Origin of the sequence: Sphingomonas kaistensis, assembly GCF_011927725.1 — a bacterium.
GTDB lineage: Bacteria > Pseudomonadota > Alphaproteobacteria > Sphingomonadales > Sphingomonadaceae > Sphingomicrobium > Sphingomicrobium kaistense.
Genome location: NZ_JAATJC010000001.1, coordinates 724,214 through 739,214, shown reverse-complemented (window position 1 = coordinate 739,214; position 15,001 = coordinate 724,214). Strand labels below are relative to the sequence as shown.

Sequence of the window (15,001 nt, the reverse complement as noted above, 5' to 3'; positions counted from 1 at the left end):
GTCGCTTGATGTTCAGTCGGGCAGTACCGCCGGAGCGCCCTCGCCCATCGCAAAGCCCAGCACGCGACCTTCGCGTCTAACGGCCGCGACAATGTCCCGATCGCCGCGCAACCGGTCCCAATCCTTCTGCTCGGCTTCGGCGAAGGGCGTCGGGGCTGGCGGGAGGTTGGTTGGCTGAAGCGCAAGGATCGTCGCCGGCCTGCTGGCGTCGGCGCCCAGCGCCTTGAGCAGCACGGCCTTCGCCTTCGCGTGCTGGCCGAGGCACTGGTACATCTTCGCGACCCCGGCGGGAGCGACCGATGCCGACAGTGCACCAAGCGCCGCAGCCATCTCGGCCTCGTCGGTCCTGCCGCTCTTCGCAAGCACGCAGGCGCTGGTCTGGTACATGCCCGCAAGCGCGTCGCCATTGACCTCATCGCCAGCTTTCTTCGCTGCGACGATGGTGGCTTCGATCATGGCCAGGCTGCGGGAGTGCAGGCCCCGGACCAGCAACCAGCGGGCATGATTGGCCGTGAGGTTCAGCGCATTGGTGGTCGATCCAAGCGGCCAGACCTTGCCGAGCCGTTCGTACAGCGCATCCTGCTCCTCGAACTGGCCCCGCCTGGCAAGCGCGCCTGCAAGCACGGCCGCCTTGAACAACAGTGCATGATCCTTGATGCCAAGCTCGTCGGCGGTGAAGACCGGAAACATCTCGGCGACCGCGTCCCGGTCCTTTCGCGCCGCGACCAGCGCTTCGAGATAGTCTCCGGCATCCTGGGGATCGCTGCTTGCCTCGAAGCGGCGCTTGGCTTCGCGCAGATAGACCGGCCACTGCTTTTCCAGTTTCGGCCCGCTCCACGCCTCGATGTCGCTCCAGATCGGTTCTGCAGCCTTCTGGGCGAGCAGGGTATATTGATCGCGCGGACTGAGCAGCTCGGACACCAGGCCTCGCGCTCCGGAAACATCCTTGCGCTGCAGTTTCAGGAGGATGGCGTCGCGGACAAGCGCGGACCGCCCGTCGAGGGTATCGCCTACCCAATTGATCTCGATCAGGCGGTTGATCAGGGATTCCCGGCGTTGCTCGTCCCCGGCAACCCGCGTTCGGCCGATGATATTGAAGACATCGTAGCTCGTCCTCTGGGCTGCCAATTCGGGGTCGATCCGGCTGGCGCGAATGAAGAAGTCGGCGGCCGCACCGGGGTTCTGGCTGAACGTCATCACGTCGGCAGCAGCGAACAGCGGTCCGCTGTGCTCCGGAAGCAAGCGGATGCTCTCCTGAAGGGCAAGCTGCGCTTCGCCATCCCGCTTGAGCGCGGCCAGCACCCCGCCGCGCATCATCTGGACCATCCCCCGCCCCTTGGTCGGCCCCGGAAGCTCGGTGAGAAAGCGATCCAGTTCCGAGATCGGCGGGTTCCCACGTGTCTGTGTCAGTAGAACCATCGCCGCGGTGACCGTTGGTCGTTCCGCCTCGCTGATCTCTGACGGCCGGGGATAGGGCGCGGCCAGCGACCCCGCCGACCAGGTTGCTGCAGCCAGAAGCAAGAACAGACGACGCATACCAACACCCCTCCTGCTGCAATCTGCCGGGCTTGAGACCGTCCGGCAATGGCGCACGAAGGCTGTTTCACAGGATCGCATCCACACCCGCTCCCCGCGCGTTCCCCACCCCATGCTCGAAAACATCCCCCACTGGCTCGGTGCCGCGCTGTCCGGCATTCGCGCCGGGCATGACAAGCTGACCCTGTCGCGGCTCGACCTCGGCGGGGCGGCGATGATCGACCTGCACAGCCCGGCGTTTGCCCCCGGCGGGCGGTTGCCGCCGCGCTTCACCGCCGATGGCGAGGGGGTGTCGCCGCCGCTGGTCTGGCGCGGGCTTCCCGAGGGGACCGATTGCCTTGCCCTGATCGTCGAGGATCCCGACGCCCCGGCGCCGCGACCGCTGGTCCATGCCATCGTGGTCGCGATCGACCCGGCGCTGGACGGCCTCGCCGAAGGGGCGATCGTGGCCGACGGCGACGGCGCGGACGGCAAGGATGTCGGCATGAACTCCTATTTCGCGCAAGGCTGGCTGCCGCCCGACCCGCCGACCGGCCACGGCGCCCACGACTATGTGTTCCAGTTGCTCGCGCTCGGCCGCGCGGAGGGCGCTGACGGCGGCGCTTCGGACGACGCCAGCCCCGGCCGCGGCGAATTCGTCGACTTGGTCCGGGACCGCATCCTCGCCGCCGGGGTGCTGGTCGGCACCTACTCGCGCGAGGAGGAAGCGCCGGTCGGCCCGGTCGGTGCCGCCGCCGCCCTCCCCGCCTGACGCGGGGCCTTCACGCGCGGCGCGGGGTCTAGCCGATGATCTTGGCGGCCAGGATCCACGCCCACACCGCCACGGTCAGCACCCCGCCGGCAACCGTTGCCCCGACCGCGCGGCGCAGCAGTCCGGTCTGGACGTCGATCGAGCGGACGAACGCAGCCATCAGCCGCGTCCGAAGCGTGTCGGGCGCGCATTCCTCAATCCCCTCGGTGTCGAATTCCTCGCCGACCAGCAGTCCGCGCAGCAGATAGGCGCTCGACAAGACGAACGGCGCGACCGCGATCAGGCTGGCGATGGTCAGCATGGGCTGGCTGGCCGCGTCCACGCTCAACGGTGCGCCGGGCGAGGCCGACACCGGGTGGGTGCCGACGGTGATCAGCAGGGCATTGAACGCCAGCATTGCGCCCTTGCGCACCGACAGGTCGAGGTCGCGGTTCTCGAGATATTCGAGGTCGGCGATGAAGCCGGGATCGGGCGCCCCGCCATGGATCGCCTGAAAAGCGCGAAGACGGGTCCGGAACGACGGCTGGGCCATGACCGCGGTTGAAGCCATCGCCGCCCCGGCTGTCCACCCCTTTTGCCCTCAAGGCGGCCCACACCGGGCGATACTGACGTTCGCACAACCGATGGTTCAGCCTGGGTGCTTGCCGGGTGGTGCAGGGTGTCCCCCATCAAGTGAGGAGAATTCCCATGAACAAGCGCCTGATCCTTGCCGCCGCCACCCTTGCCACCGGGCTTGCCGCGGCATCGCCCGCCGCTGCCCAGCAGTGGCGCTGGAACGAGGGTAACTGGAGGACCATCGGCACCACCCGCGTCGACGGCCGCGACAGCGACACCGTGGCGCTGCCCGGCGTGACCCGCCAGCGCGAGATCCGGGTCTGCGCCCTGAACGCCCCGCTGCGCCTGCGTGATTTCGACATCCGCTTCGCCAACGGCGGTCGCCAGGACGTCAACACCCGCGCCGTGCTCAACGCCGGCACATGTACCCGTGCGGTCGACCTTCGCGGTAACCGCCGGGACGTGACCGCGGTCCGCCTGCGCTATGAGCCGGTGGCCCTGCGCGCCAACCGTCCGCTGGTCCGGATCCAGGTCCGCTAAGCGGGTGTGGGGCCCCCGTCGCTCCGGCGGCGGGGGCCTGCCCTCCCGGCGATGCCGGTCAGTTCCTGACCTGCACGCCCTTCCAGAACGCCACCCGCCCCTTGATCTCCTTCGCCGCCTCCTTGGGCTCGGGATAATACCAGCAGGCATCGCGGTTCTCGGCCCCATTGGCCCGCAGCGAATGATAGGACGCCGTGCCCTTCCACGGGCAGAAGCTGGTGGTGGCGCTGGCCTCCAGCACCCCGGGCGTCACCGCCTCCAGCGGGAAATAGGCATTGCCCTCCACTGTGACGATGTCGTCACTGCGTGCGATCAGCGTGTCATTCCACCAGGCTTCCGCCATCTCTCATTCTCCTGCTGTGAGGGCCGCGATTGCCTTTGCCACCGCAGCCGCCCGTTTCTCCGCGCCCCGCACCTGATGCAGCCGGTACAGCACCGAATAGCGCTCCGCGGCCTTCAGCGCCGCAAACGCCGCCTTGGCTCCCGGGTTATCCTCCAATGCGGCTGCGAGATCGTCCGGTACTTCGATCCGGCTTGCCGGCGGATAGGCCGCGTCCCACCGCCCATCGCTTTTCGCCGCCTCGATCTGCTTTAGGCCGCCGGGCCTGACCCTGCCGCCCGCCAGCAGCGCCTCGGCGCGCTCCACGTTCACCAGCGACCATTTCGACCGGGGTCGCCGCGGCGTGTAGCGGACGAGATAGAAATCCTCGTCCAGCCGGTTGATCAGCCCGTCGATCCACCCGAAGCACAGGCCGAGGTCGATCGCCTCGCTGACCGTCACCGATCCGACTCCGCGATCCTTCTTGGCGATCTTGAGCCAGATCCCCCGGTGGTCGCCCGGCTGCGCCTCGAGCCACCGCTCCAGCGCGCCGGCGTCAGCGAAATGCAGGATCGGCAAGCCGCCTCGTTCCTGGTTCCCGCTCATGTCCGCGGATCAGTCGAAGATCTGCTCCAGGAAGCTCTTCTTCCGCTTGTAGGGCTTGTGCCCGTAACGCGGGTCATGGCCGTGCTGATACTGCGGCGGATAGCCAGGCTGCGTCCACGGGCCACCCTGGGGCGGCGCCGGTGCCTGCGGCGGAGGCGGGGCCTGCGGAGGGATCGGCGCTGCGGGAGGGGCATCGGCCTCGGCCGACCTGGTGATGATCTTGTCGAGCTCGCCGCGGTCCAGCCACACCCCGCGGCATTCGGGGCAATAGTCGATCTCGATCCCGGACCGCTCGCTCATCTGCAGCGTGGCTCCGTCAACAGGACACTTCATCTTGGCTTCTCCTCGTCGCGTCCTGACAAGGTAGGAGGGCGCCGGGCCCGCACAAGGCGCGGCCGCGGCCTGGCCGAGTTGCTAGCCGCGCATCCGGGCGCCCAGCGCGTCGGACCGCCGGGCAAGGTCCGCCACGTCGCGCGGGTCGAGCTGAGCGGCAAAGGCGAGTCCGGCCAGCCGCCCTTCGCGCCAGCGCACCGTCGCCTGCGCGCCCGCGCCGCCCCAGTTGAGCGTCACCGTCGCCCCCGCGACCACCAGCGCGGTTCCGCAATCGACCTTGGCACCGCCTGCCGACAGGTCGACGATCTGCACCGGATAGCGCCGCCCGCCGAGCATCAGGAACGCCGGCAGCGCCACCGCGACTCGCGGATGCTGCCGCTGGTCGACAAAGGCGTCCGGCACTGCTGCGGAGCGGCTGGCGGGGGTCATCGCTGTTCCATTGCCCGGTTTGTACCCGCGACCTGCTTCCAACAGGTAAAGGAACCGAGCCAACGATCCGCTTCGGACCGATAGTCGCGCTTCCGCTTGCAGAAGGGCCACGTCATTGGTCGAGCCACCGGCGCGGCTCCGCCCCCATTGTGCTAGCGCCGATTCGAAACACGAGGGCGCGGTGTCGGCGGACCTCCGGGGAATGTGCGTGAAGAACAGGCTTGCCTGCGCCGTCTTGCTGGCGCTGTCGGGAATCGGAAGCGCCAATGTCGCGCCGCCGCCGCCATCGACCACCCCGTCCGCCGGCGATGCCGACATCATCGTCCGCGGCAAGCGCGAGCGGGAAGCGGAGATCAAGGGCTTTATCGACGCGCTCGCGCCAAGCCGCTTCTCGGGCCAGCTCGCCCGCTTCTCGACCGAGGCCTGCCCAGGTGTCCTCGGCCTGGTGCCGGCGCAAAGCGCTGCGGTCGTCGCTCGCCTGCGGCGGATCGGCGAAGCGGTCGGCGTGCCCCTGGCCAAGGCCGGTTGCAAGCCCAACGTCTGGCTGGTCGTCACCACCGACCGTGCCGCGCTTGCCGCCAAGGTGCGGGGAAGCTGGAAGAGCGGTCCCGACGGACGGCCCGATCCCGGCCGAAGCACCGACCTTGCCACCGTGTTGCACGCCGAACGCCTGCTCGACGCCAACCGCCAGGAGATCGGCGTCAAGGTCGACGCGGGCGATGGCGACGGCGGCTATTACCAGTCGGAGATCTTCACCTCCAACCGGATCAGGCCGAGCGCCACCCGGACCTATGCCGCCTCGGCGCTGATCGTCGAGCCCAGGACCCTCGAAGGCCTGACGACGCTGCAGCTTGCCGATTATGCCGCGATGCGCCTGTTCGCCCGGGCCGACCCGGCGCGGCTTGGCCCCGCTGCCCCGCCCTCGATCCTCGCGGCACTGGCGGCCCCGGTCGGGAGCGAGCTTCCGGAAAGCGTGACGCAATGGGACGTCGCTTTCCTGAAGGCGCTCTACCGCAGCGACGACCGCAGCTACGCCAACGCCCAGAAGGACGAGATGCAGTCGATCATCCGCAAGGAGATCACCGGGCAGGACAAGGCGCCCAAACCGCGAAGATAAGCGCAAGCATCGCGTGGGCGCTCCACTCGTTCACTGCCATGTTGGACGCGTCTTCGACTGTGCCGGTGCTGGACTGATTGCAGTCGCGGTCGTAGGGTCGGACGGAGTCGAATGCCCCTTGCCTGAAGGAATGCCAGAGATGCGATTCGTTGCTTCCGCGTTGAGCCTGACGCTGCTGCTGTCCGCGCCCGCCGCCGCCTTGCCGCTTGGCGCCCCCACCCCGCCGGGCCCGACCGATGTCGATCGCTTCAACGGGCCGAGCACGGGCAATCTGGAACGCACCGGCCTGTTCACGCAGAAAACCGCGATGGAGCGTCTCCGGCAGGTCTGCAGCAGCAGCGCCCTGAAGGACCGCCGCACGTGCGATCGCGCGTGGAAGGAAATCAACGCCGCTTACGCGCAGCTCCAGACCTCGCGTGCGGCGCAAGAGGCCCAGACCGACTGATCCCGCCCGCGCGGGTCGTCTTGCGCAGGTCGTTCAATCCTCCCGCTTGACCGTCCCCTTGGTCGAGGGATTGGCGGCGATGGTCTTTTCCTTCTTCGCCTTGGGCTTGCGGGTTTCCTTGTTGGATTTCATCTGGCCCTTGGCCATGGCGCTGCTCCTGTGTTGCGTTCAACGTGAACGAACGCCGCTTGATGCCACGGGGTTGCGGGTCAGAACAGGCCGGGATTGAAGCGCTGGGCGTCCGACGGCTTATCGGGCCGGACCGGCTGCAGTGGCTTGGCCGACTCGGCACTGGGAGGCTGCTCCGGCTTCGGCGGCACCTTGGGCGGAGCCGCCGGCCCCGCCATCATCGCCACCGATGCCAGGATCAGGCCGCGCATCAGAACAGGCCCGGAACCTCGCGCTGGGCCGACGTCGGGGTCGGCGACTGCAACAGCGCCCGGCCCTCGCCGACCGACAGCGACGAGATGCCGCCGGTGATCGCAGTGCACGACCGTCCGGCAAGGAAGTCGAGCGCGGTCTTGATACTGGTCTCGGTCGGATCGCCCAACTGCCGGGTCAGGTCGTCGGTCGCCCGGCAGGTGCGCTGGAAGCTGCTTGCAAGCCCGTTGAAATAGTCGCCGTTATTGTCGCGATTGACGGTCTGGAAGGCGATGATCCGGAAGCGGTCGTCGCACTCCGCCCGGTCGCGCGCGATCTGGCCGACCGGCTTGCCATAGGTGTTGGCCCCGATCAGCCCGACGTTGGCGCCATAATAAGGGATCAGCGCATTCATCACCAGTTCGCTCGCCGAGGCCGTGGCCGGCCCGCCGATGAAGGCGATCTTGGTCGGTGCGATAGACTGCGTCTGCGGCGCGAAATAGGTGGTCCGGTTGTTGGACGACAGCCGCGCGTTGAACACCGTCTTGCTCTGGATGTCGCTGCTGGTGCGGTTGGCGCCGAGCAGGTTGGTCAGCGTTTCCGCCAGCGACACCAGGCCGCCGCCATTGTAGCGCAGGTCGATGATCACTTCGGTGACGCCCTGCGCCTTGAAGTCGGCGAAGACGGTGCGCAGCTGCTGGTCGGCATTGGCGACGATGAACGTGCGCAGGTTGACGTAGCCGACCTTCTTGCCGCCGTCGGTCAGGATCTTCCCGCCATAGCGGTCCGACACCGGGTCGAGGGCGTAATCGGCCTTGGTCGCGGTGATCACGCTTTCGACGCCGCTGACGCTGCGAATGCGGAAGGTCCGGGTAACTCCCGGCTCGCTCGGCCCAAGCGCGGCGCTGAGGCCGCCCGATGCGATCAGGTCGGACACGTTCTGCAGCGTGCTGGCGCTGGTCCCGATCGCCAGGATCTCGACCCCGCGGTCGAGGCCGGCGGCAAGGCCCGGGGCGCCTTCGAAGGCTTCGCTGATGAACAGTCGGCTGCCCTCGGTGTACAGGCGGACGCCCAGACCGGCCGAGGAGCCGCTGTTGGTCAGCGCCGTCTCTTCCGCGATCGAGGTGACGTAGGAGAAGTTCAGCTTGTCCTTGCCCGCCGCGCGGGCCGGGGCCGTCAGGTCGTTGATATACTGCTGAATGTCGGTGTAGCCCGCCGGACTGATGTTCGCGAGCAGGTCAGGATTGAGGTAATCCTCCTTCAGACGCGCCTGGACCCATTCCAGTCGCGAGGTCAGCGAACAGGCGGTGTTGGTGGGCGGCGTGGTCGGCGGCGGAGTCACGATCACCGGCGGCGTTCCGGCCGAATCGGGAGTGGCCCCGTCGCCTCCACCGCAGCTGCTCAGCAGCACCGAAATGCAGAGTAGGGACGAGACTTGGCGGAGCCGAGAAATCTGACGCATTTCAGTTACTTGCCTCAAAGATTCGCTATTGTCGAGAGACTTGCCGCGCCTGGCTTTCCCGATACTTACCAGCCCACTTCGCAGCCCATCATCTCTTGAGTGCCTGCACCGCTGCGAGCGTCTGCGCGACATGCTCCTTCCAGCTCATGTCCGAGTGAACGAAGATCACCCGCCCGTCCCTTGCGATGACATAGGAGGTCCGGTTGCTGACCGGCGCGACCGGCAGCTTCACGTCGTAAGCCTTGATCAGGTCGGCGTTGGCGGTGGCGACCGGAAACTGGCCGCGGCACGCTTCGACGCTGAACTTCTTCAGCGTGTCCAGATTGTCGGCGCTGAGGCCGACCACCCGCGCGCCTGCCTTGCGGAAGGCGGGAATGGCGTCGCTGAAGGCCTTGGCTTCCAACGTGCAGCCTTCGGTGAACGCCTTGGGATAGAAATAAAGCACCAGCGGCCCGTGCTTCAGCTGCTCCTGCAGATGGAGCCGGAACGGCTTTCCGTTGAGCGAGCCCATGGTGGTGAAGTCGGGCGCCTTGGCGCCGACCGGAAGGGCGGCACTGGCGGGCGCGGCGGCCAGGGCCAGCAGGGCGGTGGCGGCGGCGGCAAGCAGTGAGCGCATGGATTTCTCCTCGGTCGGCAGGGTCTTTCGCGACCGAGCCTAGGCCGCGCCCGGTCGTCCGTCCATGCCGCTTCCATCCGGGAAAAGGACCTGGTCGGGGTGCCGCGGGACAAGGGTACGGAAGAACTCCCAGGCCGGCTTGAGGTCGGCCTCAGGATCGCCGGTCGGGATGATCGGCGCACCGAAGATGGCGACCTTGCGGGTGTAATCCGGTCCGCCCGGGACGATCGGAACTCCGGCGGCAAGCGCGATACGGTAAAAGCCCATCCGCCAATCGGTGGTCGGCTCGCGCGTCCCTTCGGGCGCGATGACCAGCAGCATCCGGTCGGCGTCCCGCAATCGCTGCGACACCTGCGCGACCAGGTCATTGCGGACCGAACGCTCGACCGGGATCCCGCCCAGCCCCTTCATGAAGCGGGCCATCGGTCCCCACCGGAACAGGCTAGCCTTGCCGATGTAGGCTGCGTCGACGCCCATCGTCTCCATTGCGCCGACGAACACCAGGAAGTCCCAGTTGCTGGTGTGCGGACCCCCCATCACCACGGCCTTGGGCGGCAAGGGCAGCACCCCCTCGCAGGTCCATCCGCCACGGTTGAACCAGCGGACAAAACGACGCTTCACCCAGGCGGCGAGCGGGGACAGAGGCGGCGGACTATTCGGCACGGGTCCGTACCAACAGGGAAGCGTGGCGGAAGGCAAGCGGAACCGCTTGCCGGAGGCTGTCAGGCCCGGCGCTGCGGACCAAGCCGGCCAAGGGTGCGGCGATCGCGCTCGGCTCCGTAGAAGGCGTCGAGCGCGCGGGTGAACAGCGGCCCACCGCCGGCCGCTTCGAACAAGGTCAGGCTGCTGTGCAGCTTGATCGCGTCGACCACCCCCATCACCTCCGCGGCGCTGCGCGTCCCGGCGTGAAGCAGCAGCGCCGACACGCACTCACGAAGCCGCTCGCCGAGGATCGGATTGGCAAGATAGGCGCGCGCCTCGTCAAGGCCTTCAAGGCCGTAGCGATCGGCCATCATGCTGGTGCCCAGCCCGCGCAGCTGGGGCAGGACGAACCACATCCAGTGGGTCCGCTTGGCGCCGGCGCGAAGCTCGGCCAGGGCAAGATCGTGAACGCCGCTCTGGGCAGCGACGAACCGTGCGAGGCTCAGCCGGTAAGGGCTGGAATGATCCACATGGCCGACATCGCCAACACGATCAGAAGGAGCGAGATTACCAGTACCCAACGCACAACCCCTTCCTGGCGTGCTCCGGTCACCTGCTCCGCGCTGTAGTGACGCTCGTCCGCACTCATGTCGGTCTCCCTTCGTGGATGACGAAGAAGCCGACACCTTACTCCAAACCCCCGGAAGCAACCAGCGGTGCCCACACGGCACAAAGGGCAGGCGCTTTGCTCGCGCCGTGCGTTATCGCCGCCACAACCTTATGCCCCGGAAAGAGAGAAGTCCGTCATGCCCACCTTGTTCGTCACCGGTGCCAACCGCGGCCTCGGCCTGGAGTTCGTTCGCCAGTATCGCGAGGCGGGCTGGGACGTCATCGCCACCGTCCGCGAAACCTCGCCGGAACTCGAGTCGCTCGGCGCCGAGGTCCGAACGCTCGACATGGCCGATGCCGCCGCGGTCAGCGCGGTCCGGGCCGGACGCCCCATCGACTTGCTGATCGCCAACGCCGGGACCTATGGCCCGCGCGACGCCAGCGACGGACAAGCAGCGGGCGAGTGGCTGGACACCTTCGCCGTCAACACCATCGCGCCCTATCTCCTCGCCCAGGCACTGCTGCCCGAAGTCAGGGCAGCGAGCGGCAAGCTGATCGTAATCAGCACCCGGATGGGCTCGCTCGCCGACAACAGCTCGGGCGGCTTCCTCGCCTACCGCTCGAGCAAGACGGCGCTGAACATGGCCTGGCAAACGCTGGCGCTGGCCAATCCCGACCTCGTCTGCGTCCCGCTGCACCCCGGCTGGGTCCAGACCCGGATGGGTGGGGAGAGCGCCCCGGTCGTGCCGAAGCAGAGCATCGCCGCCATGCGCCGGGTGATCGACGGACTGACGCTGGAGGACTCGGGCAAGTTCTTCGATTTCGAGGGCAAAGCCGTTCCCTGGTGAGCGCAACTCTTGCCATTCGCCCCCTCCCCGGCTAGGGGGCGCGCTTTCCAGATCGTTGGAAAAACCACCGGGCCGGCCAGTGAGGGCTGCCGTGTCAGGTGAGAAACGTCGCCCGTCCGCGGGCTACACAGGAGACGAAAATGCCCAAGCTCAAGACCAAGAGCGGCGTGAAGAAGCGCTTCAAGCTCACCGCTACCGGCAAGATCAAGCACGGAGTCGCTGGCAAGCGCCACCGCCTGATCAGCCACAATGCCAAGTACATCCGCCAGAACCGTGGCACCGAAGTCCTCGCCGTCGCCGATACGGCGCGCGTGAAGCTTTGGGCCCCCTACGGTCTCAACTAAGGAGTATTTGAGCAATGGCACGCGTCAAAAGGGGTGTAACCACCCGCGCCAAGCACAAGCGCATCCTTGAGCAGGCGAAGGGCTATTATGGCCGTCGCAAGAACACCATCCGCATTGCGCGTCAGGCGGTCGAAAAGGCCGGCCAGTACGCCTATCGCGACCGCAAGGTGAAGAAGCGGAGCTTCCGGGCCCTGTGGATCCAGCGCATCAACGCTGCGGTCCGTGCCGAGAACCTGACCTACGGTCAGTTCATGCACGCGCTGAAGCTCACCGGCATCGACCTCGACCGCAAGGTCCTGGCCGACATGGCCATGCACGAAGGCGCCGCGTTCAGCGCGCTGATCGCGCAGGCCAAGAAGGCGCTTCCGAACGACGGCGATCGCTCGGTTCAGGCCGAAGCCGCCTAAGCTACTCGATTCGGTGACGAGACAGGGGCGCTCCGGGCAACCGGGGCGCCCTTTTCTTTTGGGTCAGGGCGCGACCGGGTCCCGTTCGAGCGCGGCGCGATCCCATTGAGCGAGGTCGGCGGCGGCAGCGTAGGTCTCCTGCAGGAACGTGAGCAGGGTGCCCGCCGGATCGGCCTGTGAACGAACCTCTCCGTACGGCAGCACGAACTCGCCAAGTGCCTCGTCGAAGCGCCCTCGGCTGACGGCCGCCGCTGAGAAGCCATCGGGCGAGGGATAGGCGTAACTGTAGAAGATCGGGGCCGCCCCAAACGCGCCGCCGGGCCAGAAGCCGGCGCTCGACACTTCGTGGCTGTAGGCCTCGCGCGTGATCCGGTCGGGCAGCCCGGGTACTCCGCCAGGATGGTCGGGTGCCCGCCGACCTGAAAATCTGGTCACCGCAAGGTCGAAGCTCCCCCACCAGAAATGCACCGGGCTGACCTTGCCTGAGAAGCCCGCGCGGAACGTCTCGAATACCGGTACGACGACTCGCAGCACCTCGCGCAAGCGCACCGCGCTCTCCTCGCGATAGTCGCTCAGGCGGTCGTCCTCGGCAAACGGCACCGCGTCGGGCAATTCGTTAGGGCGTCCGTGGAAGTCGCTCGGCAGTCCGTTGCGGTCGAGCATGGCGATAAGGTCGGCGTGAAGCCTGGCGATACTCGGCTGCGCCAGCGGCACGCTGTCGCTGCGGCCATCGCTGACGAGCAAGTGGATGCGGTGATCGCACAGGTCGAGCGAGAGCGAGAAGCGCCCTCCTTCCGCCGCGATGGGAAGCGACGCCAGCCCGTTCGCCGACGGCTGCAGCGCGACGTGCCAGCCGTGATTGACCCAGTCGGCATGCCGCACCCTGAGCTTGCCGAGCATCTGGCTGGCCAGATGCAGCACGCGCCACGTCCCCGAATCGCGGGCGGTATCGAGTTCAGGCCACTCCATCGCGCTCCTTCACCCTGGCACGATAAGCGTGCAGCAGGGGCTCGGTATAGCCATTAGGCTGCTCAAGGCCTTCGAACACCAGCGCTCGGGCGGCCTGGAAGGCGAGGCTCGCCTCCGGGTCGGGCGCCATCGGCCGGTACAAAGGATCGCCGTCGTTCTGCGCGTCCACCTTGGCCGCCATCCGCCGTAGCGAGGCGTCTACCTGATCCGCCGTGCAGACGCCGTGGAGAAGCCAGTTCGCCAGATGCTGCGAGCTGATCCGCAGCGTCGCGCGGTCCTCCATCAGCCCGACGTCGTGGATATCAGGGACCTTGGAGCAGCCCACCCCCTGGTCGATCCACCGCACGACATAGCCGAGAATCCCCTGGCAGTTATTGTCCAGTTCCTGCGCGATCTCCTCTTCCGACCAGTTGGTTCCGGGCGCGAGCGGGATGGTGAGCAGGTCACCGAGCGGCGGCGGCGCGGCGTGCGACAACTCCTCCTGCCGCTCGAACACATCGACCTGGTGATAGTGCATGGCGTGCAACGTGGCGGCCGTCGGGCTCGGCACCCAGGCGGTGTTCGCGCCGGACTGCGGATGGCCGATCTTCTGCTCGATCATGTCGGCCATCCGGTCGGGCGCGGCCCACATTCCCTTGCCGATCTGGGCCCTGCCGCTGAACCCGCAGGCCAGGCCGATCGCCACGTTGCGCGCCTCATAGGCCCTGATCCACGCGCTTTCCTTCATCGCCGCCTTGCGAACCATCGGCCCGGCCAGCATCGACGTATGCAATTCGTCGCCGGTGCGGTCGAGGAAGCCGGTATTGATGAAGAAGATGCGGTCGCGGACCGCGTGGATGGTCGCGGCGAGGTTGGCGCTCGTGCGGCGCTCCTCGTCCATCACGCCGACCTTGATGGTATTGCGCTCCAGCCCGAGCAGGTCCTCGACGGCATCGAAGAGGTCGTTGGTGAAGCCCGCCTCCTCCGGGCCGTGCATCTTGGGTTTGACGATATAGATCGACCCCGCGCGGCTGTTGCGGTGGCGGCCGAGGCCGCGCAGGTCGTAGAGCGCGATCAGGCCGGTGACGATGGCATCGAGGATACCCTCCGGCGCCTCGCCGCCGTCCGCGAGCCGCACTGACGGGTTGGTCATCAGGTGCCCGACGTTACGGACCAGCAGCAGGCTGCGGCCCGGAAGCGTCACGTCGCCGACCGGCCGATCGGGATTGAGGGACCGCTCGAGCGTGCGCCCCGCCTTGTCGAAACTGGCGGCAAGGTCACCGCGCATCAGCCCGAGCCAGTTGCGGTAGGCAGCGACCTTGTCAGTGGCGTCCACCGCCGCGACGCTGTCCTCGAGGTCGCAAATGGTGCTGAGGGCGCTCTCCAGCACGATGTCGGCGATGTGAAGCGGATCGTCGCGGCCGATGGGGTGGGAGGGATCGATCAACACCTCGATGTGAAGGCCATGATGCATGAACAACACCGAAGTGTCGGATCGCGCGGCCACCGCCGCGTGATCGCCCCCGCCGATCGCCTCTTCCCAGCCCGGGATCGCGCCGTCCAGGAAGCGCCGCGCAGTTGCGACGACCGCGGCCCCGCGCGCCGTGTCATATGCCCCGCCCGGCGGTGTGCTCCCCATCGCGTCGGTCCCGTACAAGGCGTCGTACAGACTCCCCCAGCGCGCATTGGCGGCATTGAGGAGGAAGCGCGCGTTGAGGATCGGCACCACCAGCTGGGGTCCGGCCATGGTCGCGATCTCGGGATCGAGGCCGCGGGTGCCAACAGTGAACGGCGCGGGTTCGTCGACCAGATAGCCGATCTCGCGCAGGAAGTGTTCGTAGGCGGCGCGGTCGTGCGGCTTTCCGCGCTGCTTGCGGTGCCAGTCGTCGATCGCCGCCTGCAGTGCGTCGCGCTTCGCCAGTAAGGCAGCATTGCGTGGAGCGAATTCGGCGAAGATGCCGTCCACCCCCTGCCAGAACGTCCCCGCGTCAATCCCGAGGTCCGGAAGCACCTCCTCATCAACGAAGCGGGCGAGGACGGGGTCGACGGCGATGCCGGTTGCAGCGGCGGGCGCATTCATGGACGCAAGACTTCCTTCTCGAGGCAGGAACGGCGGCCCGGGAGTAACCCGGAC

General features: G+C 67.5%; 20 protein-coding genes. 7 read left to right on the top strand and 13 right to left on the bottom strand.

The genetic code is table 11. The annotated features are described in order from the left end of the window. Positions 1–12: 12 nt before the first annotated feature. Positions 13–1,536, bottom strand: a complete 1,524-nt coding sequence (locus GGQ97_RS03605) for a hypothetical protein (protein WP_168067678.1) — start codon at positions 1,534–1,536, stop codon at positions 13–15. A 112-nt stretch (positions 1,537–1,648) separates the two neighbouring features. On the opposite strand from GGQ97_RS03605, the gene GGQ97_RS03600 reads away from it, so the two are divergent. Then, the gene (locus tag GGQ97_RS03600) at positions 1,649–2,287 is read left to right on the top strand and encodes a YbhB/YbcL family Raf kinase inhibitor-like protein (protein WP_168067677.1); all 639 of its coding nucleotides are present in this window, start codon (positions 1,649–1,651) and stop codon (positions 2,285–2,287) included. Positions 2,288–2,315: 28 nt separating this feature from the next. Here GGQ97_RS03600 and GGQ97_RS03595 read toward each other — a convergent pair whose 3' ends face one another. Next, positions 2,316–2,837 carry a hypothetical protein gene (locus GGQ97_RS03595; protein ID WP_168067676.1) on the bottom strand — a complete coding sequence of 174 codons (522 nt, stop codon included), beginning with the start codon at positions 2,835–2,837 and terminating at the stop codon, positions 2,316–2,318. A gap of 137 nt (positions 2,838–2,974) precedes the next feature. On the opposite strand from GGQ97_RS03595, the gene GGQ97_RS03590 reads away from it, so the two are divergent. Then, a complete protein-coding gene (locus tag GGQ97_RS03590; RefSeq protein ID WP_168067675.1) occupies positions 2,975–3,382 on the top strand; it encodes a hypothetical protein in 408 nt (135 codons plus the stop codon). A gap of 58 nt (positions 3,383–3,440) precedes the next feature. Here GGQ97_RS03590 and GGQ97_RS03585 read toward each other — a convergent pair whose 3' ends face one another. The 4 genes from GGQ97_RS03585 to GGQ97_RS03570 all read right to left on the bottom strand — a co-directional run bounded on the left by GGQ97_RS03585 (position 3,441) and on the right by GGQ97_RS03570 (position 5,069). After that, positions 3,441–3,725 (bottom strand): DUF427 domain-containing protein, encoded by a 285-nt coding sequence (locus GGQ97_RS03585; protein ID WP_168067674.1) that lies wholly within the window; start codon positions 3,723–3,725, stop codon positions 3,441–3,443. A 3-nt stretch (positions 3,726–3,728) separates the two neighbouring features. Then, complete coding sequence (locus GGQ97_RS03580; RefSeq protein ID WP_245197838.1) at positions 3,729–4,280, bottom strand: YdeI/OmpD-associated family protein; 552 nt, start codon at positions 4,278–4,280, stop codon at positions 3,729–3,731. A 36-nt stretch (positions 4,281–4,316) separates the two neighbouring features. After that, positions 4,317–4,640: a TFIIB-type zinc ribbon-containing protein gene (locus GGQ97_RS03575; protein ID WP_168067672.1), complete on the bottom strand. Its 324-nt coding sequence runs from the start codon at positions 4,638–4,640 to the stop codon at positions 4,317–4,319. An 81-nt stretch (positions 4,641–4,721) separates the two neighbouring features. Next, positions 4,722–5,069, bottom strand: coding sequence for a PilZ domain-containing protein (locus GGQ97_RS03570; protein WP_168067671.1), 348 nt, complete (start codon positions 5,067–5,069; stop codon positions 4,722–4,724). A gap of 208 nt (positions 5,070–5,277) precedes the next feature. On the opposite strand from GGQ97_RS03570, the gene GGQ97_RS03565 reads away from it, so the two are divergent. Both GGQ97_RS03565 and GGQ97_RS03560 read left to right on the top strand, forming a co-directional pair. Beyond that, the gene (locus GGQ97_RS03565) at positions 5,278–6,186 is read left to right on the top strand and encodes a hypothetical protein (protein WP_168067670.1); all 909 of its coding nucleotides are present in this window, start codon (positions 5,278–5,280) and stop codon (positions 6,184–6,186) included. Between the two features lie 139 nt (positions 6,187–6,325). Continuing rightward, on the top strand, positions 6,326–6,631 hold the full coding sequence (locus GGQ97_RS03560; RefSeq protein WP_168067669.1) for a hypothetical protein: 306 nt from the start codon (positions 6,326–6,328) through the stop codon (positions 6,629–6,631). A 209-nt stretch (positions 6,632–6,840) separates the two neighbouring features. On the opposite strand, the gene GGQ97_RS03555 is transcribed toward GGQ97_RS03560, so the two are convergent. The 5 genes from GGQ97_RS03555 to GGQ97_RS03535 form a co-directional block, all read right to left on the bottom strand. After that, positions 6,841–7,011 (bottom strand): hypothetical protein, encoded by a 171-nt coding sequence (locus GGQ97_RS03555; RefSeq protein ID WP_168067668.1) that lies wholly within the window; start codon positions 7,009–7,011, stop codon positions 6,841–6,843. Continuing rightward, positions 7,011–8,453, bottom strand: coding sequence for a S41 family peptidase (locus GGQ97_RS03550; RefSeq protein WP_168067667.1), 1,443 nt, complete (start codon positions 8,451–8,453; stop codon positions 7,011–7,013). Before GGQ97_RS03550 ends, GGQ97_RS03555 begins: the two co-directional genes overlap by 1 nt. A gap of 88 nt (positions 8,454–8,541) precedes the next feature. Beyond that, positions 8,542–9,069 (bottom strand): peroxiredoxin, encoded by a 528-nt coding sequence (locus GGQ97_RS03545; protein WP_168067666.1) that lies wholly within the window; start codon positions 9,067–9,069, stop codon positions 8,542–8,544. A gap of 39 nt (positions 9,070–9,108) precedes the next feature. Continuing rightward, positions 9,109–9,690, bottom strand: coding sequence for a 1-acyl-sn-glycerol-3-phosphate acyltransferase (locus GGQ97_RS03540; RefSeq protein ID WP_168067665.1), 582 nt, complete (start codon positions 9,688–9,690; stop codon positions 9,109–9,111). A 101-nt stretch (positions 9,691–9,791) separates the two neighbouring features. Further along, a complete protein-coding gene (locus GGQ97_RS03535) occupies positions 9,792–10,241 on the bottom strand; it encodes a DUF1810 domain-containing protein (RefSeq protein ID WP_342448438.1) in 450 nt (149 codons plus the stop codon). 276 nt (positions 10,242–10,517) lie between these two features. Between GGQ97_RS03535 and GGQ97_RS03530 the strand changes: the two genes are divergently transcribed. The 3 genes from GGQ97_RS03530 (at position 10,518) to rplT (ending at position 11,919) form a co-directional block, all read left to right on the top strand. Next, on the top strand, positions 10,518–11,168 hold the full coding sequence (locus tag GGQ97_RS03530; RefSeq protein WP_168067664.1) for an SDR family oxidoreductase: 651 nt from the start codon (positions 10,518–10,520) through the stop codon (positions 11,166–11,168). A gap of 140 nt (positions 11,169–11,308) precedes the next feature. Further along, a complete protein-coding gene (gene rpmI / locus GGQ97_RS03525; protein ID WP_168067663.1) occupies positions 11,309–11,512 on the top strand; it encodes a 50S ribosomal protein L35 in 204 nt (67 codons plus the stop codon). A 14-nt stretch (positions 11,513–11,526) separates the two neighbouring features. Continuing rightward, positions 11,527–11,919 carry a 50S ribosomal protein L20 gene (gene rplT / locus GGQ97_RS03520; protein ID WP_168067662.1) on the top strand — a complete coding sequence of 131 codons (393 nt, stop codon included), beginning with the start codon at positions 11,527–11,529 and terminating at the stop codon, positions 11,917–11,919. Positions 11,920–11,982: 63 nt separating this feature from the next. Here rplT and GGQ97_RS03515 read toward each other — a convergent pair whose 3' ends face one another. Together GGQ97_RS03515 and GGQ97_RS03510 are read right to left on the bottom strand one after the other, a co-directional pair. Next, positions 11,983–12,888, bottom strand: a complete 906-nt coding sequence (locus GGQ97_RS03515) for a DUF5996 family protein (RefSeq protein ID WP_168067661.1) — start codon at positions 12,886–12,888, stop codon at positions 11,983–11,985. Then, positions 12,875–14,947 (bottom strand): malate synthase G, encoded by a 2,073-nt coding sequence (locus tag GGQ97_RS03510; RefSeq protein ID WP_168067660.1) that lies wholly within the window; start codon positions 14,945–14,947, stop codon positions 12,875–12,877. Before GGQ97_RS03510 ends, GGQ97_RS03515 begins: the two co-directional genes overlap by 14 nt. Positions 14,948–15,001: the final 54 nt, after the last annotated feature.

Coding starts and splice junctions, on each gene's coding strand:
- GGQ97_RS03605 (WP_168067678.1), bottom strand. CDS start 1,536: ATGCGTCGTCTGTTCTTGCTTCTGGCTGCAGCAACCTGGTCGGCGGGG.
- GGQ97_RS03600 (WP_168067677.1), top strand. CDS start 1,649: ATGCTCGAAAACATCCCCCACTGGCTCGGTGCCGCGCTGTCCGGCATT.
- GGQ97_RS03595 (WP_168067676.1), bottom strand. CDS start 2,837: ATGGCTTCAACCGCGGTCATGGCCCAGCCGTCGTTCCGGACCCGTCTT.
- GGQ97_RS03590 (WP_168067675.1), top strand. CDS start 2,975: ATGAACAAGCGCCTGATCCTTGCCGCCGCCACCCTTGCCACCGGGCTT.
- GGQ97_RS03585 (WP_168067674.1), bottom strand. CDS start 3,725: ATGGCGGAAGCCTGGTGGAATGACACGCTGATCGCACGCAGTGACGAC.
- GGQ97_RS03575 (WP_168067672.1), bottom strand. CDS start 4,640: ATGAAGTGTCCTGTTGACGGAGCCACGCTGCAGATGAGCGAGCGGTCC.
- GGQ97_RS03570 (WP_168067671.1), bottom strand. CDS start 5,069: ATGACCCCCGCCAGCCGCTCCGCAGCAGTGCCGGACGCCTTTGTCGAC.
- GGQ97_RS03560 (WP_168067669.1), top strand. CDS start 6,326: ATGCGATTCGTTGCTTCCGCGTTGAGCCTGACGCTGCTGCTGTCCGCG.
- GGQ97_RS03555 (WP_168067668.1), bottom strand. CDS start 7,011: ATGCGCGGCCTGATCCTGGCATCGGTGGCGATGATGGCGGGGCCGGCG.
- GGQ97_RS03550 (WP_168067667.1), bottom strand. CDS start 8,453: ATGCGTCAGATTTCTCGGCTCCGCCAAGTCTCGTCCCTACTCTGCATT.
- GGQ97_RS03545 (WP_168067666.1), bottom strand. CDS start 9,069: ATGCGCTCACTGCTTGCCGCCGCCGCCACCGCCCTGCTGGCCCTGGCC.
- GGQ97_RS03530 (WP_168067664.1), top strand. CDS start 10,518: ATGCCCACCTTGTTCGTCACCGGTGCCAACCGCGGCCTCGGCCTGGAG.
- rpmI (WP_168067663.1), top strand. CDS start 11,309: ATGCCCAAGCTCAAGACCAAGAGCGGCGTGAAGAAGCGCTTCAAGCTC.
- rplT (WP_168067662.1), top strand. CDS start 11,527: ATGGCACGCGTCAAAAGGGGTGTAACCACCCGCGCCAAGCACAAGCGC.
- GGQ97_RS03515 (WP_168067661.1), bottom strand. CDS start 12,888: ATGGAGTGGCCTGAACTCGATACCGCCCGCGATTCGGGGACGTGGCGC.
- GGQ97_RS03510 (WP_168067660.1), bottom strand. CDS start 14,947: ATGAATGCGCCCGCCGCTGCAACCGGCATCGCCGTCGACCCCGTCCTC.